This window comes from Opitutaceae bacterium TAV5, from assembly GCA_000242935.3.
In the GTDB taxonomy this organism is placed as follows: Bacteria; Verrucomicrobiota; Verrucomicrobiia; order Opitutales; family Opitutaceae; genus Geminisphaera.
On record CP007053.1, the window covers coordinates 1,508,014 to 1,534,060 of the forward strand.

The 26,047-nt window shown below is 64.5% G+C and carries 20 protein-coding genes and 3 tRNA genes; 13 read left to right on the forward strand and 10 right to left on the reverse strand.

The genetic code is table 11. The annotated features are described in order from the left end of the window. The first annotated feature begins 251 nt into the window (after positions 1-251). Positions 252-1,754: a nicotinate phosphoribosyltransferase gene (locus OPIT5_06915; protein AHF89991.1), complete on the forward strand. Its 1,503-nt coding sequence runs from the start codon at positions 252-254 to the stop codon at positions 1,752-1,754. A gap of 161 nt (positions 1,755-1,915) precedes the next feature. Then, positions 1,916-2,545, forward strand: a complete 630-nt coding sequence (locus OPIT5_06920; protein AHF89992.1) for an isochorismatase hydrolase — start codon at positions 1,916-1,918, stop codon at positions 2,543-2,545. Positions 2,546-2,589: 44 nt separating this feature from the next. Here OPIT5_06920 and OPIT5_06925 read toward each other — a convergent pair whose 3' ends face one another. The 5 genes from OPIT5_06925 to OPIT5_06945 all read right to left on the reverse strand — a co-directional run bounded on the left by OPIT5_06925 (position 2,590) and on the right by OPIT5_06945 (position 8,241). After that, positions 2,590-4,116 carry a hypothetical protein gene (locus tag OPIT5_06925; GenBank protein ID AHF89993.1) on the reverse strand — a complete coding sequence of 509 codons (1,527 nt, stop codon included), beginning with the start codon at positions 4,114-4,116 and terminating at the stop codon, positions 2,590-2,592. Between the two features lie 77 nt (positions 4,117-4,193). Continuing rightward, positions 4,194-4,904 carry an N-terminal cleavage protein gene (locus OPIT5_06930; GenBank protein AHF89994.1) on the reverse strand — a complete coding sequence of 237 codons (711 nt, stop codon included), beginning with the start codon at positions 4,902-4,904 and terminating at the stop codon, positions 4,194-4,196. Positions 4,905-4,928: 24 nt separating this feature from the next. Beyond that, positions 4,929-5,750, reverse strand: a complete 822-nt coding sequence (locus tag OPIT5_06935; GenBank protein ID AHF89995.1) for an anchor protein — start codon at positions 5,748-5,750, stop codon at positions 4,929-4,931. A gap of 11 nt (positions 5,751-5,761) precedes the next feature. Further along, positions 5,762-7,135 carry an FAD binding protein gene (locus tag OPIT5_06940; protein ID AHF89996.1) on the reverse strand — a complete coding sequence of 458 codons (1,374 nt, stop codon included), beginning with the start codon at positions 7,133-7,135 and terminating at the stop codon, positions 5,762-5,764. Between the two features lie 224 nt (positions 7,136-7,359). Beyond that, a complete protein-coding gene (locus tag OPIT5_06945) occupies positions 7,360-8,241 on the reverse strand; it encodes an AraC family transcriptional regulator (GenBank protein AHF89997.1) in 882 nt (293 codons plus the stop codon). A 222-nt stretch (positions 8,242-8,463) separates the two neighbouring features. On the opposite strand from OPIT5_06945, the gene OPIT5_06950 reads away from it, so the two are divergent. The 8 genes from OPIT5_06950 to OPIT5_06985 all read left to right on the forward strand — a co-directional run bounded on the left by OPIT5_06950 (position 8,464) and on the right by OPIT5_06985 (position 12,887). Further along, a tRNA-Lys gene (locus OPIT5_06950) sits at positions 8,464-8,538 on the forward strand. 82 nt (positions 8,539-8,620) lie between these two features. Next, positions 8,621-8,695: transfer RNA gene (locus tag OPIT5_06955), tRNA-Thr, on the forward strand. A 55-nt stretch (positions 8,696-8,750) separates the two neighbouring features. Next, positions 8,751-8,824, forward strand: a tRNA-Gln gene (locus OPIT5_06960). A 140-nt stretch (positions 8,825-8,964) separates the two neighbouring features. Further along, entirely contained in the window at positions 8,965-10,758 is a 1,794-nt protein-coding gene (locus OPIT5_06965) for a prolyl-tRNA synthetase (protein ID AHF89998.1), read from the forward strand. A 5-nt stretch (positions 10,759-10,763) separates the two neighbouring features. Beyond that, positions 10,764-11,093 carry a Clp protease adaptor protein ClpS gene (locus OPIT5_06970; protein AHF89999.1) on the forward strand — a complete coding sequence of 110 codons (330 nt, stop codon included), beginning with the start codon at positions 10,764-10,766 and terminating at the stop codon, positions 11,091-11,093. Positions 11,094-11,097: 4 nt separating this feature from the next. After that, positions 11,098-11,565 (forward strand): hypothetical protein, encoded by a 468-nt coding sequence (locus tag OPIT5_06975; protein AHF90000.1) that lies wholly within the window; start codon positions 11,098-11,100, stop codon positions 11,563-11,565. A 143-nt stretch (positions 11,566-11,708) separates the two neighbouring features. Then, positions 11,709-12,251 carry a hypothetical protein gene (locus tag OPIT5_06980; GenBank protein ID AHF90001.1) on the forward strand — a complete coding sequence of 181 codons (543 nt, stop codon included), beginning with the start codon at positions 11,709-11,711 and terminating at the stop codon, positions 12,249-12,251. Between the two features lie 288 nt (positions 12,252-12,539). Then, entirely contained in the window at positions 12,540-12,887 is a 348-nt protein-coding gene (locus OPIT5_06985; GenBank protein AHF90002.1) for a hypothetical protein, read from the forward strand. Between the two features lie 8 nt (positions 12,888-12,895). Here the strand turns inward: OPIT5_06985 and OPIT5_06990 are convergent, their stop codons facing one another. The 3 genes from OPIT5_06990 to OPIT5_07000 all read right to left on the reverse strand — a co-directional run bounded on the left by OPIT5_06990 (position 12,896) and on the right by OPIT5_07000 (position 19,763). Further along, positions 12,896-14,188, reverse strand: a complete 1,293-nt coding sequence (locus OPIT5_06990; GenBank protein AHF94160.1) for a hypothetical protein — start codon at positions 14,186-14,188, stop codon at positions 12,896-12,898. Positions 14,189-14,304: 116 nt separating this feature from the next. Next, the gene (locus tag OPIT5_06995; GenBank protein ID AHF94161.1) at positions 14,305-18,876 is read right to left on the reverse strand and encodes a hypothetical protein; all 4,572 of its coding nucleotides are present in this window, start codon (positions 18,874-18,876) and stop codon (positions 14,305-14,307) included. 152 nt (positions 18,877-19,028) lie between these two features. Next, on the reverse strand, positions 19,029-19,763 hold the full coding sequence (locus OPIT5_07000) for an N-terminal cleavage protein (GenBank protein ID AHF90003.1): 735 nt from the start codon (positions 19,761-19,763) through the stop codon (positions 19,029-19,031). A gap of 181 nt (positions 19,764-19,944) precedes the next feature. Here OPIT5_07000 and OPIT5_07005 point away from each other — a divergent pair, with 181 nt between their 5' ends. Then, positions 19,945-20,982 (forward strand): LacI family transcriptional regulator, encoded by a 1,038-nt coding sequence (locus OPIT5_07005; protein ID AHF90004.1) that lies wholly within the window; start codon positions 19,945-19,947, stop codon positions 20,980-20,982. Between the two features lie 106 nt (positions 20,983-21,088). Here OPIT5_07005 and OPIT5_07010 read toward each other — a convergent pair whose 3' ends face one another. Next, positions 21,089-23,158, reverse strand: a complete 2,070-nt coding sequence (locus OPIT5_07010; protein AHF94162.1) for a hypothetical protein — start codon at positions 23,156-23,158, stop codon at positions 21,089-21,091. A 96-nt stretch (positions 23,159-23,254) separates the two neighbouring features. Continuing rightward, complete coding sequence (locus OPIT5_07015) at positions 23,255-24,055, reverse strand: transcriptional regulator (protein ID AHF90005.1); 801 nt, start codon at positions 24,053-24,055, stop codon at positions 23,255-23,257. Between the two features lie 13 nt (positions 24,056-24,068). Between OPIT5_07015 and OPIT5_07020 the strand changes: the two genes are divergently transcribed. Together OPIT5_07020 and OPIT5_07025 are read left to right on the forward strand one after the other, a co-directional pair. Further along, a complete protein-coding gene (locus OPIT5_07020; protein ID AHF90006.1) occupies positions 24,069-25,262 on the forward strand; it encodes a hypothetical protein in 1,194 nt (397 codons plus the stop codon). A 119-nt stretch (positions 25,263-25,381) separates the two neighbouring features. Then, on the forward strand, positions 25,382-25,936 hold the full coding sequence (locus OPIT5_07025; GenBank protein AHF90007.1) for a hypothetical protein: 555 nt from the start codon (positions 25,382-25,384) through the stop codon (positions 25,934-25,936). Positions 25,937-26,047: the final 111 nt, after the last annotated feature.

Here is a 26,047-nt window from a genome sequence, read left to right on the forward strand (position 1 = left end):
CGCCGACGGCGAAGCCGCCGGGATTGGCAGAAAAAGTGGCACGGGCTTCCAGCCCGTGAACGTTGCCTCTCCGTGTTTCGCACCGCCCACGGCCAGGATGGCCGTGCCACACGCACGCTGTCCCTGACCTCACTTTCCGGTGGCCTTGGTAGTAAGAATCCGAAAAATCCGGAGCTTCGGAATCCCCCCTCCCCCGTCTCCCGAAATGACTCTTGAGCAGTCCCCTCCCCTCGCGTTTTCTCAATACCGTCATGCCTGCCACGAAGCGCTTGCCTTCCGCCCCGGTTCATCCCGGCCTCAGCCGTCATTCCCCGCTCATGACGGATCTCTACCAGCTCACGATGGCCTGCGGCTACTGGAAGACCGGCACGCATGTGAAGGAGGCCGCGTTTCATCTCACTTTCCGCAGGCCTCCGTTCCAGAGTGGCTACACGATCGCCGCCGGCCTCGGCGACGCCATCGCCTGGCTCCGCGACCTGCACTTCACCGATGCCGACCTGGCGTACCTGCGCACCCTCGCCGGCCCTGACGACTCGCCCTTCTTCGAAGCCGGCTTTATCGACCACCTGCGCGAGTTCGCCTTCACCTGCGATGTCAATGCCGTCCCCGAAGGCACGGTCGTGTTTCCCCACGAGCCGCTCCTCCGCGTCACCGGTCCCATCCTCCAGGCGCAGCTCGTCGAGACGGCCCTCCTCAATTTCATCAACTTCCAGACGCTCATCGCCACCAAGGCCGCGCGCATCTGCGGCGCCGCGCAAGGCGAGCCTGTCCTCGAATTCGGCATGCGCCGCGCCCAGGGCATCGACGGCGCCCTCGCCGCCAGCCGCGCCGCGTATATCGGCGGTTGCGCCGCCACCTCCAACGTCCTTGCCGGACAACTCTTCGGCATCCCCGTCCGCGGCACCCACGCACATAGCTGGGTAATGTCGTTCGACGACGAATCCGCCGCCTTCGAGGCATACGCCGGGGCCATGCCGCACAACTGTATTTTTCTTGTCGATACCTACGACACGCTCGACGGCGTCCGCCGCGCCGTCGAGGCCGGCCGCCGGCTGCGCGAGCGCGGCCACCGGATGGCCGGCATCCGCCTCGATTCGGGCGACCTCGCGTGGCTCAGTATCGAGGCGAGAAAAATCCTCGACGAAGCCGGCTTCACCGACGCCGTCATCGTGGCCAGCAACGATCTCGACGAACACATCATCACCAGCCTCAAGCAGCAGGGCGCGAAGATCGGTTCGTGGGGTGTCGGCACCCGGCTGGTCACCGCGTACGACCAGCCTGCGCTCGGCGGCGTCTACAAACTCGGCGCCATCCGCGAGCCCGGCGGCGACTGGGAGTTCAAACTCAAGCTCTCGGAACAGGTCGCCAAGATCTCGAACCCCGGCATCCTGCAAGTCCGCCGCCACACCCATGCCGGGGAATTTGTCGGCGACACGATCTACAACGAACAGGACCCGCCCCCCGCCGGAGCCGCCACCTTCATCATCGACCCGGCCGACCTGACCCGCCGCAAGGCCATTCCTGCTGACGCCACCGCCGAAGACCTCCTCGTCCCGATCTTCCGCGGCGGCCGCCTCGTCTATGATCCGCCCGCCCTCGAAACCATCCGGACGCACGCGCAGACCCAGCTCTCGCGCCTCTACCGCGGCACCCGCCGCCTGCTCAATCCGCACGAGTATCCGGTCGGCCTCGACCCGAAACTCCACGACCTGAAAACCCGCCTCATCCTGAAACAACGGGGAGCCGGCGGATAATACCAATCCCTCAAAATTTTCTGATTTTTACACAAAGACCCCAAAGAATTGTCTGTTAACTCCTTCGCGCCCTTCGCGATCTTTGTGTAAAATCCGGAACATCCAGAGAACCGGTACAACCTGTACCCCGCCCCAAGCCCAACCAGCGAGCACAGCCCGACATGAACGCCCTCCTCCTCAGCGACATCCAGAACGACTTTCTCCCCGGCGGCGCGCTTGCCGTGCCGCAAGGCGATGCGATCCTCCCGGTCGTCAACCGCCTCCTGCAAAGTCCCGAATCCCGCAAAACCTTCCCGCTCGTCATCGCCACGCAGGACTGGCATCCGGCCAACCACGGCAGCTTCGCCGCGCAGCACCCCGGTCATGCTCCGGGAGATACGATCCAGCTCGCCGGCCTCCCGCAAATCCTCTGGCCCGTCCACTGCGTGCAGCACACGCCCGGCGCCGCCTTCGCTCCCGCGCTCGACACCACCCGCATCGCGCGCGTGTTCACCAAAGGCGCCGATCCGCAGATCGACAGCTACAGCGGCTTTTTCGACAACGGCCGCCGCCACGCCACCGGCCTCGGCGACTGGCTCCGCGAACAGGGCGTGACCGACGTCTGCCTTGCCGGACTCACCACCGATTACTGCGTGAAGTTCACCGCCCTCGATGCCGTCTCGCTCGGTTTTCGCACCCACGTCATCGCCGACGCCTGTCGCGGCGTGAACCTCCATCCCGACGACACCGCCCGCGCCCTCGCCGACCTCCGCGCAGCGGGCGTCCGCGTGATCGACAGTAACGGCCTGTGAGGTGTCAGCCGTCTCCACAACCGCGGGTACGGCGACCGGTCCCGCTAAATCCTTTCGTCCCGGCCTTGCGGTACGACGATGGTGACGCTTTGCGGCGGAAAACTCATCGGGAATCCCTCATCCAGCGAGGACTCGAGTGTGGTGGACGGACGAGGAAATCCGTCCGCATCCGCGCTGGCTGCGTTCCTGGACCAGGAATAAACGTCACTTTTCTGTACGTGCCCGCCAGGAACGCGCACCCGAATGCGCGAGTGACTTGTGCCGGTGTTGACAATCAGAAACGCCCACTCACGCCCGGCGCCGGCCTGTTTCGCGTCGCCGGTGCGCACCGGCAGTTTTGCCGCCAGTATCCTCATGTTGGAATAGACGGGAGGCGGATAGACTTTGGAAAACTCGCTGCCCGGAGGGAATGATCGCGACAACAGGGACCAGGTGTAGAACCAGGGACGCAGTTGCATGCCGTCCTTCTTCGACGTCCACATCCCCCAGTTGAAACCGTAGTGGGAATTGTCATCCAGCATCCAGGCAAGCACCCCCCAGCTGCCTGCCTCGATTGCCTGGATCGCATACTCGGCCATGTAGATACCGTAGGCCCACGGGTCTTCGCGATTCCAGGCGTTATTATCGGCGCCGGTTTTGGTTTCCCTTGTCGGCCCCCATTTCCAGATGCCCGCCTCGCCGATGATGAGCGGCTTGGTCTTGTCGGGATCCCCCTCGCGGACCTGACGCCAGGCTTCCGAATACAGGTCTTTCAAGCCGCCCCGACGCATGTCTTCGAGAACGATGTAGGTATGAAACTGATACGCACCAACCGAAGCCGCCCGCTTCTGCAACGGCGCGAGCCAGGATTTCCGGTCAAACATGGCCAGCGCAAGACTCGCACTGTCGGGCCCGACCAGGCGCACTTTGTCAGCAAGATCGCGCCGCCGGAATTCGGCTGCGATGCCGTCGATTCCCTGCAGCCAGAGATCCTGCTTTTGGGCATAGGAGGAACTGGGTTCGTTCACATAACCGAAATACCTGATACAGGAATACCCTTTCGTTTTCACGAGATACTCCATGTAGCTGCCGATGATTTCGACATGTTTCGGGTCGCCGATGTCGCTGACCTCCGGCGTGCGCATCCAGCGCGTATTGTATCCCCACTCGGTGAGGATGACGGAGATGCCGAGTTTCTGGCAGACGTCGAGCTGTCGCAAGACCATCCGCATCTGCGGACTGTCCCAGTCATAGCGGCCATTCCCCTGATAACACCAACCGGAAACCATCATCATGCGGACGATCGGCGTGCGCATCCATCCGAGACGCTTTTCAATCAGATCGAAATCGGCATCGGTGATGCCGTTCCTGATGTAGGCGGTGGAGTCCCACTGGGCCCCGAAGCCGATAAACGGTCCATCCAGCGGATTGATCCCGGTCGTCTCGGCGACCACGAGCCGTTCCTGCCTGGCGTCAGGCGAAGGCTTGTCCTGGGCAACCAACGGCCGGGATGAAAATGCGGCAAACGGCAAACAGGCCACAAGAATGGCAAAGACAGGGACACGGATGCCTGACGATTCGGAGCAAGTCATTGTTCAGTTTGTAATTATTTTCGGATACAATCACACCGGTTGTGCGATCTGCGGGGGGGGGGGGAGAGAGAGATGTGCTACTTGTTGAGCAACAGTTGCTCCCTCTCCTGGATAAAGACATCCAGCGGGAGCATGCGGGTGTGACCATCGGCAAAGACGACGAGAACGGAGTCTCCGCCTCTCGCCTGGGGAGCGGCCTTGGTGCGGGTGGGATCGTTCACAAAATATTCCGCCTCCACGTAGTAGCTGGGCAGCGCCTCGCCGTTGGAGCCGAGCGTATCGGTGCGGGCGGTCATCACCATGGCCGTCCGGGACGGATTGACGAGTGACGAGTAGGGACGCCGGACTTTTTTGTCAAAAATCACCGTGCTTCCTCCGTAATCGCCCAGCGGCTGATGGTTCGGATTCTCGATCAACGTATCCATCAACATGGGACTCTGGAGGATCAATCCGTTGCCGGGCCTGGTCCAGCCGCCCCGGACCGGCGTCTCGTAGGGCTGGATACCCTCTGTCGTCCAGAAAGGATCTTTCCACCCCCCTTCGGTCGTATCTGCCAGCAGGGGGAAGACCTGTTTGTTGTCGGCGAGATACAGGTGCAGCGTCTGGCCGATCATTCGCAGGCGGTTGAGCGACTGGGTGCGTTTGGCGAGCTGGCGGGTTTTGCCAACGGTCGGAATGATGATCGCCGCCAGGATGCCGATGATGGCAATAACGGTCAGCAGTTCGATCAATGTGAAGCCGGGAGAGGCGGCCGGTGTTTTTTTCCGGGAGGTATTTGCAGGTAACATGATGACGGTCGGGTTGTGATACGGTTATTGTTGGCGACGACCCCGCCAGACCAGAGTCGCGACAAAGGCGGCGGCAAGGATCACGGCAGCGGCGGTCGCGGGTTCGGGGATCGGTGTGGTCAGGACAACATTGTCCAGAGCAAAGCCGGAACCGCCCGAGGCGAAGCGGATCGTCCCGAGCCCTGCGCCGGTAGTCGCGTGCCGGAAAGTCCCGGTGTTGATGGTAGAGAGCGTGGCGCCCACGATCCCGTAGCTGATGGAATAAGTGTCTTTCTTGCTATCATAGGTAATGGAAAACTGATACTCGGTTTTCCCGGTGAAGGTGTTACCGGCCGGGTCATAAGTGGAGCCGGTAAAATTGGGCACGCCGGCCGACACCCACAAGGAAGCATTGTCCTTGTCGTAAATCTGGAACTCGGATCCGTTGGCCGCATTGCGGGTATCGAACCGGAGGTTGATCCAGGCGTTATTGTTGCTGCCGGTGTCATCTCCGGCTTCGAAAAGATAGATGACGAAAGGTTGAATGCGTTCGGTGGTGGTCGCGGTGCCCGTATTGAGGGTGAACTGGAAACTCAACGTCCAGTCCTCCGGACGGCTGGCGACACTTTGTTCGGCGCGGCGTCCATCGGAAAGCAGCAAAGAGGCAGACGAACCGTCGAGACCGGGTGCCTTGCGCTGCGCGCCGTTGCCGGCAAGTGTCCAGCCTTCGGGAGCGAAGGAGCCCGTCCAGGATCCCTCAAAGGTGCCATTGGCAAGAAGATTTTGCGATTGGGCTGCCTTGATTGGCAGCACAAGGAGAGCGGTGACAGGCAGCAGCAACGCGATGATTTTCGAGGCGATTTTCATGATTGGGTATGTCAGTTTGGATTGTGTTGGAGGAGAGAGGCGGGAATGCGCGTGCCGGAAGAGGTAACACGCGGCGGCACAGGATCCGGCGGATGCCGGTCGCGGATTTCGGCGAGGCGGGTGAGGAGGCGGGGGATATCGATGTCCGCCGGATCGGTGTTTTCCCGGCAGGACAGGGCCGCGGCCAGACCGGCGGCTTCGCCTGTCGCCACGGCGTCGCCCGTCACCCGGTAACTGGCATGGGCAACGTGGTCGCCGGAGATGCAACGGCCGGCGAGGAGCAGGTTGGCGTGTCCGGCCGCCAGCAGGCTGCGATACGGAATGTCGTAGGGTTTTGTCGGTTCGTGAAAGAGACCGGCGCCGTCGCCCGGATCGGGATGATGGATGTCGGCGACAAAGCGCACCTGGCAGATGCCGTCAGGGAAGCGGCGTCCGGCGGCGAGGTCGGCGGCGCTGAGCGTGTAGCGGCCACGGATGCGACGCGCCTCACGGATGCCGACAAAGGGACCGGTGTCGATCAGGTAGGCATCACGCCAGTCGGGACCGCCGTGTGCCTGAAGGACGGAGACGAGTTCACGGATTTCCTTGCGCCCCTGAAATTCGGCCCGGGTGAGGTTGCGGGCGTCGATGCCGCTGCCGTAGAGATGCGTGGCCATGAGCATGAACACGCCGGGTTGCCCGGGTTGGGGGAAGAGCGTGATGCGTTCATAGCTGGGCCGGAATCCGGCGCGCAAGGCGAGGGTACGGAGAGGCTCGATGTGGACGGGGCCGCCGCGGTAGCCGCCAACACGTCCATAGAGCGTCATGGGCTGCACCTTGCCGTCGCCGGGACGCCCCATATCGAACGGGCAACCGGCGAGCGCGGCGACGTCGCCATCTCCCGTAGTGTCGATAACGATACGAGCCCTGACGAACTCGCGGCCGGATTTGCTCTCGGTAAAAACGCCGGTGATGCGCGAATCGCCACCCGACAGGGAACCGGGCGAGGCATCATCGCTGTCACCATGGGCAACCGCCACGACGTGGGTGTAAAGCTGTACGTCGATGTGTTCCTCGGCGACGATTTCGTCGAGAAGCCCCTTCATGGCCTCAAGCCCGTAGATCGGCCATTCGGGCCATTCGCTTTTGTGGAAAGTGACGCCGCCACGCGCATGGAGACGCCGGCGGAGCTCGGCGTTGAAACCGGCTTTTTTTTCGGTGTCGATGAGAATGGCGAGCGCGCCGGCAGTCCACACGCCGCCAAGAAAGGGATGGCGCTCGACGATGAGAACACGCGCGCCTTCCCGTGCCGCGGTCACGGCGGCGGCGATGCCGGCGGGACCACCGCCACACACCAGCACGTCGGTTTCCCGTGCCACGGGAATGCGGCGTGCGGCTTCGAGAATGTTCTCCCGGTTTTCATTTTTCATGACCATATGCGTGGGCGAAAGGGGCGGCGTGGATGAAGGGCTGTGACCCGTGTCGGCGGGCTTGCATCCTGACACGCTCCGCCTTCGCCAGCGTAGTCAAAGAATGAAACATTCCTTGCACCAGGGTAACATTTCGTCGGGCCTCCGGATGTCGCTACGCGATCCTGGCCAGCCCTCCGGCACGCGCCGGATCATCCGGTTTAGCGGGTACGGGTTGCCTGGCCTGTCATCCGGTCCTTGCTGGGGGCTCGCCCGAAAGCTCTCTGGTAACAGCGGCTGAAATAACCGAGGTTGGCGAAACCGGATGCCGCCGCGATGTCCGTAACATTCAGGTCGGAGGAACCGCGGAGCAATTTTCGCGCCCGGGCGAGGCGTTGCTGAAGCACAAATTCGTGAAACGGTTTATGGGAAAACTGCCGGAAAAGGCGGGAAACGTGGTTGGGATGCAGGCGGAGAAACCGGGCCACATCCTTGCGCCCGACCGGCTCGCTCAGGTGGTCTTGCAGGAACTGGCATGCGGCCTGCCAGGTGAAAAACGCCTTGCCGCGTTTTTCCGGATCATCGTCGTCGGCCAGCAATTCGAGACTGCGCGCGAGCAAGGCGCCGAACAGGTCGTGCAGATAAGGATCGGCCGGAGTGCGTCCGGGACAGTTGCCGATCAGCGCGCACAGACTCCGGCCGTCGGCGTCGAGCCGGGAGGGAGCGTGAAGGGCGACGAGAAACGCATGCCCGAGTTGCGCCGTTTCCGCCGGGTGTTTCCGTGCGACAAGAAACCGGGTGAGGTGCGCATGAAACACCACGCCCAGCGCCATGTAGTCGGATTCAGGCAACGGATCCATCATGCACCCGGGGCTGGCAAAAATGGCGTCGCCGCGTGACAGCGCCACCTCGTGGACCGCGCCGCCACGTGCGATGCGATAGCGGGCCGCGCCGCGGAGACAGATGCTGAAGCGGGGGCATTCCACATGCGTCAGGCAACCGTGCCAAGGTTCGGCGGCGACATGGATATCTCCGTCCGGAAAGCGTTTCCGGACGGTTTCCATGAGCCGTACGAAACACTGTTCTTCACGGTCTTTTCTCATCTTGAAGCGGGAATTTCAGGGAAACGGAAAGGCGACGGACAACCGGCACCGGGAGGCGAATTGGCGGGACCCTGTTTGCTCCTTCCTTTCATCCTTTGGCAAGTCTATCAGTGGCCCGCGCGCCATCCGGACCCGGCGCCCGAATACTCCCGCCCGCTTTTTGCAGAAATCGGCGTTGACAAGGGAGCGGCGATTTTGAGTGATTCGCCCTTCATTTCTTTTGGCTTCCTAGCTCAATGGTAGAGCAGTTGACTCTTAATCAATTGGTTCGGGGTTCGAGTCCCCGGGGAGCCACCATTTTCCGCCCCGGGTTTTCCAGCCTGGTTTTCTGTTTCTGTTCTTTCTCTCGTCTTTCGTGATGTGCCGGAATCCTTTTCCTGCCGGCGTAGCTCAACGGTAGAGCACCTGTTTTGTAAACAGGCGGTTGCGGGTTCGAATCCCATCGCCGGCTCCATTTTCATCCCGGCCCCGCCCGGGCCGAGGCGCTCACCTCACGTTCTTTTTCGCACTGCCCGATGGTGTAATGGTAGCACAGCAGATTCTGACTCTGCTTGTTAAGGTTCGAGTCCTTATCGGGCAGCCATTATTCACAAGGCCCCTCGTGACAACCGGTTGCGAGGGGCCTTTTGTTTTCCCGGCCCATTGCCCCCGCCGCGCCTCCGCCATCGACACCGCCGCCTTCCCCTGCCCTCCTCTTCCTTTTCCACTTCTGCATCTTCCCACATGAAACGCTGGTCGCAATTCTTCATCCCGACACTCAAGGAAAGTCCTTCCGACGCCGAAATCGCCTCGCACAAGCTCCTCGTCCGCGCCGGCCTCGTGCGCAAGCTCGGCGGCGGCCTGTACACGTTCATGCCGCTCGGCCTGCGCGCCCTGCACAAAATCTCGCAAATCTGCCGTGAGGAAATCGACGCCGCCGGCGGCATCGAGCTCTGGATGCCCCACGTCCACCCTGCCGAACTCTGGGAACAGGGCCCCCGCTGGGCCGCCGCCCGTGAAATCATGTTTCGCGCCGACAGCGCCGGCGACGGCAAACGCGCGCCACGCGATCCCGAATTTGTCCTCGGCCCCACTCACGAGGAGATCATCACCCCGCTCGTGAAGAGCGAGATCACCAGCTACCGCGACCTGCCGAAAAATTTTTACCAGATCGCCACCAAATTCCGTAACGAGATCCGCCCCCGCTACGGGCTCATGCGCGCCCGCGAGTTTGTCATGATGGACGCCTACTCGTTCGACGCCGACGACGAGGGTTCGGTGAAAAACTACTTCCTCATGAAGGAAGCCTACGAAAAATTCTTCGCCCGCCTCGGCGTCCAGGCCATCGCCGTCGAGGCCGACACCGGCGTCATGGGCGGCAGCTACTCGCACGAATTCATGGTCCCCGCCGAAGTGGGCGACGACGACGTCATCTACAGCGACGCCGGCTACGCCGCCAATCGCGAGAAGGCCACCAGCGCGCTCGTCCCCGCCGACCTCGCCGACGCCGCGCCCGAGGCGCCCGCTCCCGTCGAGTTCGCCACACCGGGCGTCGCCACCATCGCCCACCTCGAGGCCGCGCCGTACTCCGTGCCCGCCGACAGGCAGTTCAAGACCCTCGTTTTCATCGGCACCGTCGCCAACCCCGACGGCACCACCACCGACAAGCCGTTCATCGTCATCCTGCGCGGCTGCGACGATCTCGAGGAAGCCAAGCTCGGCGCCCTCGGTTTCCAGCGCACCCGCCCCGCCGTCGCCGAGGAGATCGAGCCCGTGCTCGGCGCGAAGCCCGGCAGCCTCGGCGCCGTCAAGGGCACGATCCGGAATCCCGCCGCGCTCGCCGGCATTTTTGCCGACCACGCCATCCGCCTCACCGGCAACGGCGCCACCGGCGCCAACAAGGACGGCTTCCACCTCCGCCACGTCAACGTGGCGCGCGATCTCGCCATCACGAAATTCGGCGACTTCCGCACCGTACGCCCCGGCGAGCCCTGCCCGAAATCCGGACAACCCTTAAAAATCCGCCGCGGCATCGAGGTCGGCCACATCTTCAAGCTCGGCACCAAATATTCGGAAAAATTCAACGCCCTCTACACCGACGACCGGAAGCAGCAGCACCCGATGGTCATGGGTTGCTACGGCATCGGCATCAGCCGCACGCTCCAGGCCATCATCGAGCAGAGCCACGATGCCGACGGCATCGTCTGGCCCTGGGCCTGCGCGCCCTTCCAGGTGCTCGTCACCGTGCTCGATCCGCAGGACGCCGCCGTTTCGGAACTCGCCACCCGGCTCGCCGCCGCCGCCGAAAGCGCCGGAGCCGACGTGCTGCTTGACGACCGCACCGAAAGACCAGGGGTAAAATTCAAGGACGCCGACTTGATCGGAATCCCGTTGCGCGTAACCGTTGGAGGCAAAGGCATCAAGGACGGCATCATCGAACTCAAGTGGCGCACGAAAAAAGAAGTTTCCAGGATTCCGGTCGCCGAAGCGGAGGCGCGCCTCGCAGAGGCCGTCCGGCAGGCGGCGGCAACACCGTAACCGGCATGGCGGACGACACCCAGCATCCGTTCCATTCATCTCCCCCGCAGGAATCTCCGGGGCCGGAGACCCAGGTCCATCTCACACCCGACGGACACTGGCGCGTCGTGGTCATCAACGATCCCGTCAACCTCATGTCCTACCTCGTGCTCGTGCTCCGCAAGGTGCTCGGCATCGACGAGGACACCGCCCGCAAGTACATGATGGCCGTCCACGAGGACGGTCGCGCCGCCGTGTGGAGCGGGCTGCGCGAGAAGGCCGAGCACTACGCCTTCTCGCTCCAGCAGTGGCACCTCAACGCCATCATCGAACCCGACGACACGTCCGCGCCGTAACGCCATGAAACGCATCGAGGTCAAACTCAGCCTGCCCGTGGTCGCGCCGCTGCTCGACGTGATCAAGGCCGCGTCCGACACGCTGCAGAACGAGCTCGCCTCCGGCCTCACCCTGACGGATGTGGACCCGCTTTTTCGCGACGACTGGCGCGAGGAGCTGCAGGCCGCGCAAAACGAGGAACTGCGCACGCTCCTGTCGCTGTTCGACAGCGAGTTTTTCACGAATGGCGTCGTCGCCTTTGACAGCGACAATGCCGAAATCATCTCGAAAGCCTGCTCGGCGGTGCGGCTCCGCCTCCGCGAGAAATTCCTCAAAAGCCTGGCCGACGACGATCTCGAAGGCGGCGGTGTCGATCCCGAGACGCTGGACGAACCCACGCGCAAGGCGTTCATGTGTTACCTGTTCCTCGCCACCGTGCAGGAGCTGATCATCCAGCACCTCGACGGCGCGATTCTCGGGACGGACGCATGAGAAGCGTTGACCACGGAGCGGCGGCATTCCTGCCGCTGCGACGACGCTCCGCGTCGCAAAAATCCCCCCTGTCATGCAGCGGCAGGTATCGAGGCCCAAGGCCGGCAACCCGCCATGCCGCCGCTCCTTATACCGGTTAATCCATGTCCGGCGCCCTTGATCCTCCTCCCCCCGCCCGCATCCCCTGCGCCCACTGCGGCTTGCCGGTGCGCGTGCGCCGCCCCGAGCCTGGCCGCCGTTATTACTGCTGCACCGGCTGCTCCTTCCTCGGCAACCTCCCGGCCGGCGCGACCGCCGGCCAGTTTCCCGTCACCCGGGATCTCCTCGTTCTCCTCGCCACCGGATTTGTTTTTTTCAACCAGCTCCTCTGCGCGCTGTTCGCTTTTCTCGTGCGCGACGACGGCCGCGCCGCCCTCGCCGACCGGCTCCAGCTCGTCTCGCTCGGGCTGGGCGTGGCCGTGGCGCTCGTCCTGCTCGTCTCGCAATGGCGATCGGGCGCGCGCGGCTGGCGCGACCTCCTCGTTTTCCTCGCGACCGGCGCGCTCCTCGGCTCAGCCGTCGCCCTGCGGATGACGTTCCCCGGAGTCGTTGCCACAACGCTGCTTGTGATCTGGAGCACCCGCGGCTTCCTGCGAGGCGCGCTGCGAAAAAAACCTTCGGTCACAAAATCGCCGGAAGGCGGTTGACGCCCCCGCCGGCAGGCCTACCGTCCCTCCCGACACCCTGCAGTGTACGAGGTGCTTTCATTTAACAGCTCTTTGCCTTTGAAACAATTCGGGAGCCGCAAACGACGGCGGGATGCCAGGCCGTAAACCGGAAGGCAAAAAACCGTCTGGTGGCGCCCACCTTTCTACAAAAAGGTCACGAGCCTTTGAGCGCACGGCACAGGCGGGGTGTCATTCTTTTTTCAGGACAGCGACTCACGACCGACCGACCGAACCAACTGCCCCGCCGCCCGCCGGCGGGTTGCGACCATGCCCGTCTACGTTTACCAGATCCTCCACATCCTTTCGCTGCTCGTGCTGACGGGCGGCGCTTTTTACGCCTTCGCCGGCGCGCCCGAAACGCGCAAGAAGGTGATGATGATCACCGGCATTGCCTCGATTCTGATGCTGGTGAGCGGTTTCGGCCTGCTCTCGAAGCTGCACAACAACGCCTTCGCCCCCTGGGTGATCGTCAAGATCGTGTGCTGGCTCGGCATCAGCGCGCTGGCCGGCATCGGCTACCGCAAACGCGACAAGGCGCCGCTCTTCATGGGCATCATCCTCGCCCTCGCCGCCGTCGCGCTCTGGTCGGTTTACGTGTTCCGGCTGCGCGGGTGAAACCGGTCTTACTCCGCCAGCCCGGCAGCCAGCGCCCGGCTGATCGCCTCGTAGCCCCGCGGGTCGAGGTGCGCATCGGTGGCACGGCCCTTGTCGTAGTATTTCTGTGACACCATTTCGGCATAAGGGACGAGTTGCGAGAGATCGACGAGCGAGGCGTCGGGAAGCCTTGCGGCAAAGGCGCGGGCGGCTTCGCGGTAGGACGCGAGCTTGGCGTCCTCCGGATCGCCCAGCGTGTGGCTCACCATGAAAGCGAAATGCAGTGAACCCGCGCCGCCGCCGTTGCGAGTCCAGATGGTGTCGAGCTCGGTCAGGAGGGCCTGCAGGTTGTCCGCATAACCCTCGGGCGTGGATGATCTGGCCGGCGCGGGACCGAGGCTCGGAGCCTGCGAATTGCGGTCGTTGAGGCCGGAGGAAATCATGACGATGCCTTTCGCGCGGGAGGCATCGGGCGCGTCGGAAGAAGGCTGGAGACGGAGGATTCCGGCAAAAAACTCGGCCGCCCGCGCAGGCTTCATCGCACGCAGGCGGGTCACCATGTCGCGCAGGGACTTTCCGCCGGCGGCGTAAAGCGTGTAGTAGGCGATGCCGTTTTTCCGGCCGGTATTCTCGACGTGGGCAATCGAGACGAGGAAAGGGCCGTTGACCGGTTTCCTCATCGGCACCGGCATGAATTGCAACGGCCAGGCGCGCGCGGCATCGGCCGGAAGATCGAGCGTGTAGTGGGCGATCCCGTACTCGCCGGTCACCGGATTGACGGGCGACGGCGCGGCGGCGAGCACGGTCCACGGCTTTTCGTCGCGCCGGACGACCGGGCTGAAACCGGCGTCGGTGGCGCCGCCCGCTTCGGGAAACGTTCCGTAGTTGAGATGATAGCGGAGAGCCCCGGAAACGCCGACCGGATGATTGGCCGGAACGGTGAGCAGGCCCGGTTTCCAGGAGAGTTGTTCAGCGGAGCCGGGCGCAACGTACCAGTAGCTGAATGCGCGGTCGGCGAGCCCGGCGGGAGCAACGGACGGCGGCGGAGCGTCCTTGTCCTGCCACTGGCGATAGAGGAGGAAATCGGTGCCGTAGCAGCCGAAGGTGTCCCCGAGCGCGCGGGCCATGTGGCGTGACCAGCCGTGGCCGCCAAAACGCTGGTTGGAATCACCGAGGGCGATGACGGCAACGCGCTCCGTCTTCGCCGCAGCAAAGGCGGCTTTCAGCTTCGGGTCGATGGTGACGCCATCGGCGGCGGAGACTGTAACCGTGAAGGCGCTACAGGCGATTGTGAGGAACGGGAGGAGGGCGGATGGTTTCATGATGGGAATGAGACGGACGGTTTTCCGGCGAGGTGCGGGGATCCTCGCCCGCTTTCGTTATTCGCACCCTTTTCCCGGAGCGGGCGGGACCGCCCGCGCCACGGTTTGCCAACGGGTCACCACGGGTTGAAACGATACGGGTCGTCAACCGGATCGAGCGGGCGGACGTAGAAGGTGTCGGTCGTCACGTCGAGTTGCGGCTCGGCGAGCAGGTCGGCGGGGACGGGCTTGTCGGGGGCATTGCGGGGCTTGCTGATGGCCGCGGCGAAATCGAGATCGCCGGGATCGCTTACCATGCAGAAAAACCCGAAGCCGCCGCTCCCGGAGGCCACTTTCGCCTCGAGGAGATTCCAGCCCGCTTTCAGCGGCGCGGTGAACCGGAACTCGCCGGCAAAGGGTGAACGCGCGGGGCGCGGCTCCCGGCTGTGATCGAGACGGATTTTCCCGTTTACGCGGAATTGCATCCAGTAGTCGGCCCCCACCGCAAAGACAGCCTCGCGATCGCGGCTGCTGTAAACATAGCTGCGGGCGTAACCGATCTTGCCGAGTTCGGCGGGCGTCACCCATTCGAGGTAAACGCGGCCGCTGCTCGCCCGGGGACCATACGTGCGCCACTTGGCGGTGCCGAGGTCGAGACCAGGCATGTTGATCTCGCCCTCGCCGATCTCGACGTTGGCGGTGAGGCTGACATCGCCGGCGTCCTTTTCGGTGGCGGGGGGAGATTCGATCGGAAGGCGGCGGGCGAGCGCGGGGAAGGCGCCGTCACGCGTGGCGGGATCGACCCTCGCGGCGTCGTTCCAGAGACGCCAGTAGGGGATGTTGACCAGCGGAGCCGTCTTGCGGGTATCGAAGAGGCGGGCGGCGATGGCGTCGCCGGTGCGGGCGCCGAGATTGGTGAGAAGCTGGCGGTAGAGCCTGGCGGTGTTCCAGTACGGTTTTTCGAGGTTCTTGTCGTTGCTGTCGAGTGGCCGCCAGTCGAGCTGGCAGTAGATCTCGCGCCCGGCGACACCGGCGGCGGATACAGGGGCAGGCAGTTCCAGGAGGAGACCTTCGAGGGCGAGCGTCGCATTGGCCGGAAGACCGGTCGCCGTAAAACGATCCTGCTGGAGGAAGGTGCGCCAGCGGGTGAGTTGAGGGCCGATACCGCGGAGGAGCGGAACGGTGGCCGAGGGTTCGGGCGTGACGCGGGCGCGGCGGACAGGGTCGGTCACGAGCGGCAGCGCCGGCGTGGCGGCGGCGGCAAGGGCGTCGGGTTTTTGGGACAGGACAAGAAACGTGCCGCCCCGGGCCGCAAAGGCTCGCGCCGTTTTCAGTGTCGCGGCGAAGTTCTCCGGTGTGGTCACGGTGGTCGCATCGGGTCCGATCACCAGGATGTCGGTGGCCGGTTCGAGCGTCGGGATCGCGGTCACGCCGGAAAGGCGCGCCGCCTCGAAGCCGAGGGAGAAAATCCAGTCCCATCCGTCATCGCCGCCCAGGTAACGGACTCGCCGGCTCTGGGCCTCCGCCCAGGGAGTGTCGAGGGCCCGGACGATGTTTTGTGCGATGCGGGCGGCGGCAGGTTCTCCGCCGGGCCGGTTGACGAGATCGAGCTGCGAAAAGAGAATGCCGCCCTTGCCGTGGCGCCATTCGAGAAGCGGACTCCAGGCGAGGTCGAACTCGGCGTCGATCACGGGTGTGAACGCGCCGCGGTGCGGCGTTTCGATGACGACGGAGGCGACGGCGCCCTGGTTGCCCCAGTGCGGTGGACGGGCCAGCGGCCAGGGTTTCATGCCCTGGCGGGTCTTCGGCAACAGGTCGGGTTCGCCGCGCCAGTTGGCGAGATCGGAGGCGGCGAGCCCTTCCAGCGCCGGGTGCTCCGCGATACGGGGAAAGGCATGACGCGTCACGATATCCTGAATACGAAGGCCCATGGACTCGATCCCCTCGGGCTTCTGTTCGAGGAAAAGCACGCGCAGGCCGCGCGCGATGTGATCGGCGGTGACGGGGAAGGAACCGTCCCGCGTATGCGCGAGGGCTTCACGGCCGATAACGAGGACATCGGGACGAATGCGGTCGAGATCGGCTCCGGTGGCGACCGGCGTGGCGTTGATGCCGGGGCCGTTTTTCAGCCAGGCGGCGGTGGGAGCGCCGGGCGCGGGATCGTAAACGGCCCAGCGGGAGCGGAGAGGCGCGACGGCGTTTTCGGCGCGAGGCCAGAAAGTGAGGGCGAGGGTATCGGTGATTTCTTTCGGCCCGCGTCCCGGGACGGACGGTTTCACCGTGAGCGCGAGCGTGGCATCGGTGCGGGCGGCGACGCCGGGGGCGACAAATTCGAGCGGATGCTTGAGGATCTGGCCGGGAGCGAGCGTCAGGGTTTCCCGGCCGGTGGCCACGGGCGCCGCCTGACCGTCAACGGTCAGGGTCCAGGTGGCATCGAGGGTTTGCGGGGAGCCGCCGTCCCAGACGGCGACGATGGTTTTCCGGAACGTCTCGCCGGCGGTGAAGGCATGGTCCCTGGCCGTGAAGCGTTCGGGCGGGCCGCCGAGGTAAACGAGGAGCGGCTGCATCGTTTCCCGGGAGGCATGGTAGATGGCGTTGGCCCACGGAGGGGCGGCATCGAGCGTGGCGCGCGCTTCGCTTTCGGTCAGCTCGGTGTAGAAAAAATCGTTGCCCTTGAGCTTTCCGTCGGCATCGAGGCGGGCGGGAGGGACACCGTAGCCGATGCCGAAATTCCACGGTTTCCAGCCGCCGGCCACTCCCCAGGCACGCCAGGCGCGGTTGGTCTCGCGGGTGAAGAGGGTCTCCCATTCGTCATGCAGGGTCATGGCGCCGAGCGGCACCAGATCGGCGGAACGCAGATGTTTGCGGTCTGCCTGACGGATGGAGGCGACGAGGTCGACGTAGTCGTCGGTCTCCGCCGCGTACGCACGGTCGCCGAAATAGACGGCGTGCCATTCCGTGAACTGGGGGATGCGGTGCCACTTGTAGAAGTTGTGCACCCAGGGCGTGCCGTGCTCGATGGCCCCCCAGGGACGGGCGTCAGGACGGACAGCCCAGTGCGAGGGAAACTCGATACGCTCCTGCAGCGGCATGAAGTTCAGGTACTGGTTGGGATAATCGATCTCGCCGGCGGCGCCGCAGTGGTGGGTGACGATGCGGGTGGGGTCCACGGCCCTGATGGTGTTGTCGGTCGTCGCATACCAGGGGGCGATGCGGTCCTCCTCCGCAGGTAATGCTCCGATACGCTCGGGATTTTCGCGGGTGCTGCTGCCGACATTCATGGAGGGAAACCACATGAGGATGGAGGGGTGGTTGCGGATGTGGGCGAACCAGAGGCGGCATTCACGCTCGTAGGCACGGATGCCTTCCTCCTTGCTCATGGCGGTGCGCACCAGGCTGACATTGGGCGCGGGCATGAGCATGGCGAGACCGCGCCGGTCGGCCTGCTCGATCACGTCGGGGCGGATGGCGCGCATGCCGGGATTGTCGGAATCGGGGACGATGAGCGAACGGCGGCCCTTGTCCACAAACCACGAGGACGAATTCGGGTGCCACTGGAAGGCGTTGAAACCGACGCCCTCCCAGAAAAGGATCGACGGGTATTGCGGAAAAATGACCGGAGCCATGCGGAGATGGACGGCGTGGCCGTTGAGCATGATCTCGCGTCCCTCCACCCACACTTCGCGGAAACCGAAGGAAACGGGAGCGGCCTCGTGGACGGGACGGCCGGCGGAATCGAGGAGAGTGACGCGAAGCACGTAAAGATACCCGTCGCCGAGTTCCCAGAGGCGGGGAGCGGGCCAGGGGAGGCTGACGGTGGTCGGGGCAGGACCGGACAGGGGGCGGACGACCGGAGGCGGAAGCGGGCCGGAGCGGGCGCCCTCGCCCGCGGGATCGAGAATCTCCACGCGAACGCGGGATGCCTCCGCGGCCGGCGAAGGGAGGAGTGCCTCGACGTCGACGTGAAGCGTCTTTTCGCGGACGGAGGGCCGGGCGAATACGCCGGTGATCTCGCCGGCAAGCGGCCGCAACTCGAACCTCACCAGGCCGGAGAGGCCGGCGGGGAGGTCGCGGCGGACGGCGTCGATGCCGCCCTTGTTGCTGCGTCCGGCATTGTTGAGAGCCTGCGCGCGGAGCGGGTCCTGCTCCATGGTTTTGGGAACATCGCGCCACCAGCGGGTGATCCGGACGCGAAGCGTGGATTCGGCGCCGGGACGGAGGCGGCCGGTGACATCCACGCGAGCCTCGGGACCTTCGAGGAAGACAGGTTCGCCGCCATCGATCCACAGCAGGCCGTCGCACTCGAGCTGGTCGAAGGCGAGCCAGATGCGTTGTCCGGCCCAGTCGGCAGGAACGGAAACGGTGCGTTCGAACCAGCCGTTGTCATGGGCCTTCCAGTCCTTCGGTTTCTTTGCCCAGTCGGCGAGAGGAGGCTGGCCGGCCGCAGGTTTGACGAGACGCGAGGCACCGCTGGTCCACAGGAAGGGCACGCGAACGATTTCCCAGGCGTCGGGACGCGGAGCGGTGACGGTGGTTTCGCCGCCAGGCTGGAAGAGCCATTGACCGATGCGCAGATCGTCGCCCGCATCGGCGGCGGCCGGAGTCCATGCGGGCAGCGAACGGGCCGCGAATGCGGCGGGAACGAGGAGGGATGTCACCCAGAGAGCGACAGCAACGAAAACGAGGGAGAGGCGGGGAGCGTGGCGCATGGAACAAAAATTCGAGGAGAAAGTGGCTGTTATGAGAATGTAAATACGGGAAAAAATGCGGACAAGGCACCCCGGATGCCCCGGCGGTGGCAGCGCGTTCAACCCGGCCACCGGGTCGGGGCGAGGCGCCACCGGACCGGGTGCCTCCGGAGTCACCACCAGCGCCAGGGGTTGCCGTTGGCCGGAGTGATGTCGTCGCGCAGTTCCTCGCGGGTCAGCGCCTTCACGTGGCCGTCGCAGAAACCCATGAGGGCCTTGTTGCCGTTTTCGCGACGGAACGCGCCGAATTCGGTGTTGGTGGGAAGAAGCGGGGCTTCACCCTTGTTGTGGGCATAATCGGAACCGGATTTTTTGAGCGTGCTGATCCGGTCCACGTTGGATTCCTCGCATTCGCCAAGCAGGATGTAGCGTGAGGGAACCGGAATGACGCTTGGGCGGAAATTGGCCGAGTTCGAATAAAAGCTGCGATTGATCGATGGCGCGTTTACATGGCGGCCCTGTTCCTTCCACGGTCTGCTATCGGGAACATTAAAAATGGTGCGCGGATCCCCGCGATGCCGATAACGGTCATCATTCTTGGTTCCGATTTTGTAAGCGACATACGGCGCGATATGATTTTGCCATGAGCCCGGTTCGTAAGTGGGCGATTCGCTATCGCCATTATGCACAGGCGGGAATCGATCCCTGTTTTCCACCGCATAGGCATGGTGGGCGAGGACGAGTTGCCGGATGTTGCTCGTCGCCCGGGCGGTCATGGCATTTTTGCGGACGCGGCCCGCCACCGGTATGATGATCGCCGCGAGGATGCCGATGATCGTGATGACGGTGAGCAGTTCGATGAGCGTGAAACCATGACGGTGTCTGGTTTTCGGGGATATTGTTTTCATCAGTGATCGGAAGGCAGGGAAGTTTTCAGGGATAATCCGGAAGCGGGGCCCCGCCGGCCGGAAAAGGCAGGAGAGGCGGTCAATGGAGAAGAGGGGAGCAGCCTCCCGAACGATGACAACAACGGCGATACTTATTGCGATAAGTTGACTCGGCGTTGCCGGTGCCCCGATATCACGTGCCATGCCCAACCAACGTGACATTGCCGAGGCCGCCGGCGTGACCCAGGCCGCCGTCTCGATGGCCCTGCGCGGCGACCCGTCCATCCCGGAATGCACGCGGCAGCGCATCCGGGAAATCGCGGAAAAACTCGGCTACCGCCCCAATGCCTACGTTTCCACCCTGATGGCGCATATCCGCTCGGGCCGTCCGCCGCGCGACAAGGGCTGCATCGCCGTCATCGTTGACGGGCTCTCGGAGAAAGACTGGCTGCGCGGCGAGACTCCGCGGCTCCAGTACCGGGGTATCGCGCAACGCGCCCTGGCCCTGGGTTTCCACACCGAGTGTTTTTACCTCGGCGACACGGACCCGACCATGAGCAAGATCAACCGCATCCTCCAGGCACGCGGCATCAACGGCGTGATCCTCGCCGCGCCCCGCAAGCTGGCGCGGACCCGCATCGACATGGACTGGTCACGCTACGCCGTCGCCACTATCGCCTACTCGTGGACGCCGCCTCTCGTGGACCGTGTGGCCAGCCATCACCGGCACTCGGTGGACGTGGCGTTTGGCCAGCTGGCAAAGCGCGGCTATCAACGCATCGGCATGTGCCTGCCGCCCGACGCGGTCGAAGGCGTCGATTCCAACTGGCTCGCCGGCTGGTACATCGCCCGGCATCGCATGCGCCCGTCACGCCGCATCCCGCTTTTTGCCGGCAGGCCCGACATCACACCCTTCACCCGCTTCCGGGCCTGGTTCCAGAAGTGGAAACCCGACGCCCTCCTCTGCATCATGGGACATGAAACCGAATGGCTCGACCAGCTCGGCCTGTCTGCCCCGCGCGATATCGGGCTGGTCTGTATCAACCGCCCGCTGGGATCGCATTTTTCCGGCCTCGAGGAGCGCCACGAAACCATCGGCGCCGCCACACTCGATCTCGTCGCGGCCCGTATCCGGAATAACGAGTACGGGCTTCCCGAAGAGCCCAAGCTCATCCTCATCGACGGACGCTGGCATGACGGGGAAACGCTGCGACCTGCGCCGGCAGGCGAAGTTTTGTAGGGCCGTCGCTTGTCGAAGGCCACGAATACAGCCGGATGCTTCGTCCTGCCGACGCGGCACGCCGACAAGCGGCGGCCCTCTGCATTTTCTCCGGCCTCCGGTCCGGTTACCTGATTCTGCGGCGGACAATCACCGCCGCCGCCACGGCCAGGGCACCGGCGGCCAGAGCCGCCGTCGCGGGTTCGGGGATCGCCGAGATCCCGGTCACCGTCAGCACCAGATCGCGACCGTTCACGCCGCCGGTGTAGCTGGCCACCCATGTCACCCAGGTGTCTCCCAAGGTCGAGATGATGGTCTCGCCCTCGGCCAGATTGCTGAATGTTCCGCCGATGGCGCTGTCACCCGTATTGCTCAGGACGGTGAACGTATCGTTGAGGGAAAGGCCGCCGGCGTCGCCGGTAACATTGAAGTTGAAATACACGCCGCTTCCGATGGTGACGCCGTGGGCCGTTACCGCCTCCGCGGCCGCACCTGCTGAAGTGTCCAGCGTGAAGGACAGTTCGGCGTCAGATCTGAACTCGAGCCCGCCTGTCGTGGAGAAGCCGCCAAACCCGCCGCCGACGGCGAGGATCGCATCGCGGGAACCGCTCCCGTTGCCGATCGCCACCTCGCCCGTCGTGCTGCCCGCTCCGCCGAAGATGCCCGCGTTGACGGTGACGGCGCTGGTCAGCGAACCGTCCACGACAAAGGTGCCCGCGTTCACCGTGGTGGCGCCGGTGTAGGTGTTGGTTCCGGTCAGGATCCACTTGCCCGAGCCTGTCTTGGTGAGGGAGGTCGTGCGGGCGCTGTTGGCCTCGACGGCCGGCGCATAATCTCCGATGGTGACGGCCAGCGTGTTGTCATCCGTGTTGGTGCCACCCAGCGTGAGGCCGCGACCATAGGAGGTGCTCGATCCGAGGCCGATGTCGCCGGTGTTGGTGAACCGGAGTGCTCCGGTGCCGGAGGATTCGATCCGGGCATTGCGTTGCACGATGAAGAGGCGGTCGGTGCTGTCTCCCCCGCCGATGTAGCGCAACGTCGTCGTACGATCTCCCCAGGTGCCCCACACCAGGTTGGACGCGTCGCCGGAAGACGCGCCGATGGAGCTGGCCTCGCCGCCATTCGCCAGTTTGACGACCTCCAGCACGCCGCCGCCCGTCAAACTGGTGCGTCCGGTATAGGTATTGGCCACGTTGGACAGGACAACCGTGCCGCTGTTGCCGGCAGGGTTGATCTCCAGTCGCATGGCGCCGCCTTCGTCATTGGTGATCGCCCCCGAGATTTCCAGAACGACATCCGAGGCACTGGTCTGCGCAGGGCCGGCTCTCAGGTTGAGGATATTGGCGTAGGTGCCCCCGGCGATTTCCGACGTGTATGTGAGTCGGCCCGCCGTCCCTGCGTGATTGATGGAGACCGGTCCCTGACCGCCGTTGACGACGACGCGCCGGTCGGTGGTCTGGTCGGTGTTTCCGATGTAGTTCAGCTGACCGTTCCGGGCCAGGGTGATCGTGCCGTTCTCGACCGTCGTGGCGGATCCCAGCGCGGAAGGGCCCTCGCCCACGTTTTTGATGGAGGTGAAATTCAACTGGCCCCCGAGCGACAGCGGTGCAGTGAAGGTATTGTTGTCGTTGGTCAGCGTCGTCGTGAAGTTGGCGTTGTTGGCAAACTGGAGACGTCCGTTGCCCGAGGCCGTGCCGGTGACCAGCGCGTCGATGATCAGGGTGCCGATCGTCCCCGAGGAGGGACCGCGCTGGATGGTCCGTGTGGTTGTGATCTCCCCGAAATCGAGCGTGATTCCGCTGCCGATGGTCACGGACCCCGCGCCGGTGGCACCCGGCATGACAATATTCCCGCTCAGGGAAATCACCCGGTTGCTGCCCGTGATCACCAGATCGAGACCCGGACCGGTCCAGCCGAAGTTCAGGTTCGTCCATGAAACGTCGTCCGACAAGGTGAGCTCCGACGACTCCGTATTGCCGGTAAAGTTACCGTCGATCGTGTCGCCGGTCCAGTTGCTCGCGTCGTTCAGATCCGTGCCCGTGCCACCCGCGCCCGCTCCCGTCCATTGCGCCTGCAAGATACAGGGCAGTAACAGTACTCCTGATACGATTGTCCTCCACCGCAGGCGGAGCAGATTCAGTGACGGACGGACACCACCGGAAAATCCGGTCTCGATTTCGGGATAGAGGGTCTTCATGTCTTACCTGTCTGAAATCTCTCCCCGGACGGTCAATCGGGGCATCACTTATAGCGATAAGTCCGCTATCCGCATTTTCCCGGCAGCGGTCGCCGCTCACAGTTGCCGTCCGATCTCCGCCGCCGCGTCGCGGCAACATCCGACCAGTCGCGCCCGCGTGCGGGCGGAGGCATCCGTTTCCACGTATCCGCCCACCGCCGCAGCCAGATGGCCGTCGGGCGAGAAAACCGGCACGGCCACCCGGAACCACTTCCCGTCGGGAAACTCCGGCGACGCGTATCCGCGGCGACATACATCCGCCAGAAAACCGTCCAGCCGCGCCCGGTCTCCCCAGAGCTGCCGACCCTCCGGCCCGAACGGATGATGGCGGAAAAAATCGTCGCGCTCATCCGGCCCGGCATACGCCAGAAACAGCAACGGACTCGCCTTGCCGTACGGGTGATGCAGGCGCGTCCGCCGGACGATTGCCGTGCCCGGCCGCGCCGATGTCACCCGCACCCGTTCGCAACTTTCGTGCCCGATCCGCTCCACCAGCCCCAGGTTGCACGACGGCAGCCTTGCCTGCCACCTCACCAGCACGCGGCTCGCCACCGCGATCAGATGCCGGCCGTCGTCGAGCCGCTTCAGTTCTCCCACCGCCGCCCCGATCCGGAAACGCAACGCCAGCGACGATGCCGGCGCCGGCTCCCGATCCGCCATGGACGCCGACGCGACCGCCGTCATGCGCTCCAGCATCTGCATGCCCTCCAGCGTCCGGGCCAGCCGCCAGGCCGTGCCGGCCTTGAGACCCGTCGCGGCGGCGATCTGCGCGACCGTGCGCCCCTCTTCCGAGCCGGCCACGGCGAAGAGGATGCGCACGGCGCGTTCGATGGACTGGATGGGAGCGTTTCGCGGCATGGACCTTCGATCAATGCTCGAAGCGATCTTCCGTTCAAGCCTCGCGCGTCTTGCGCAGACGGGGCGCCCGAAGTCCGATCTTTCCGTCAGCGCCGTCCCGCTCCCTTCCATGAAAACCGCCACCATCGCCCGCCCGGGCCTTCCCCCGACCGCACCCGCCCGCGACGCCCGCCGCCTCGGCGTGTCGTTCGGGTTCAACGCCCCCAATGGCTACTTCTCGTCCGATGCCGCCCGCGCCGAGGTTGACCGCATGACGGCGCTCGGCGTGCGCTGGTGCGTGCTCATCCCCACGGTGTTCCAGGACACCGCAAGCAGCGAGGTTCAGTATCGGCATTTTACCTACACTCCCGACGACGCCGAGGTGCGGCGCATGATCGACCTCCTCCACTCGCGCGGCATCCGCGTCCACCTGCGCCCCATGCTCGAAACGCTCGACGGCCACGGCCGCAACCAGGTGTGGTTCCCGGCCGACCGCGAACGCATCCCGGGGCGCGTCTCGCGCCACCGCGCCGCGTGGTTCGATGGCCTCGTCGCCCGCACGCTCCACTACGCGCGCATCGCGCAGGAGTGCGGTTGCGAGTGGTACGGCCTCGACAGCGAACTCGACCGCATGGTGGACGAAAACGACCACTGGAAGCGCGTTATCGCCGCCACCCGCAGCGTGTACGACGGTCCGGTCGATTCCTGCCACACGCCGCAGGTGGATGTACTGGCCGAGCTGCGACGCCGGTCCGATCACTGGTTTTACGAGCTCGACGGCCTGAGCGTGAGTTTTTACCGCCCGGCGGCGGACCGGCCCGGAGCGACCGTGGACGAGATGGCCGGCAAACTCTCGGCATGGATCCCGTACTACCGCGATATCGCCACTCTCTTTGGCGGCGGCAACGGTGCCGCCACGGGCCGGCCCGCCAAGCCGTTCTGGTTCGGCGAGACCGGCTGCACCTCCTCGACCGGCGGGGCGATCTCCCCGAGCGGCTGGCGGGGCGACGGACGTTATGCGCCGGAGGAGCAGGCCCATTTTCTGGAGGCCGTCTGCCGCGTGTTTTCCCCGGAGCCGTGGTGGCGCGGGTTTTACTGGTGGAAATGGGAGGAGCAATCCGACCGCGCGCAATTCCGCGACGATCCCGCCGGTGACAAGGGATTTGTCCTGCACGGCAAACCCGCCGCCGGACGCTTCCGCGCGTGGTCCGAAAAGCTGTGCGAGTGACCGGCGTCATGCAGGCGGCGGCAAAGGTGGCGCGGGATTCCGTGTCTGCGGAAAGCGCCGCTGTGCGCTCTCCGCCCCTGCCCTTGACGCTGCCGGCAAACCGGGCAAGGTGTCTTGCCATGCCGTTGGTCACCCACCGCCCGTTTACCGTTCACGATTACCGGGAACTCCCGGAGAGCGGGCCGCGTTACCAGCTCGTCGAAGGAGATTTGCACATGGCGCCCGCCCCCAACCGCTTCCACCAGACCTGTGCCGGGAAAATCTACTCGGCTCTGGATAACTGGCTCGATGCCCATCCCGTGGGCAAGGCCTACATCGCTCCTTTCGATGTTTATCTGACCGATCTCAACGTCTACCAGCCCGACGTGTGCTATTTTTCGAGCGAACGCTACGCCTACCTCACCCGCGAGGGGGCCAAGGGCGCGCCGGAACTGGCCGTCGAGGTGCTTTCTCCCTCGAGCGCGCATCTCGACCTCGGCCTGAAAAAGGAAATCTATGCCCGCACCGGCGTGCTCGAATACTGGATCGTCGATCCCGACACCCGGCTCGTGAAAGTTTATCATCTCCCGGAAAACTCGCAGACACCGGCCTTCACGCTCGACAAGACCGGCACCCTCACCACGCGCCTGCTCCCCGGTTTCAGTCTGCCGCTGACGCGGGTATTTGTCGAATAACCGGCAAGCCGCAGCCGCAGCGTCCGTGTCGGAGCGGTGGCATTCCTGCCGCTGCAGACGACGCGAAGCCGTCGCCCGGTTTGGAAAATCCGCAGCGCATACGGGCAAAGG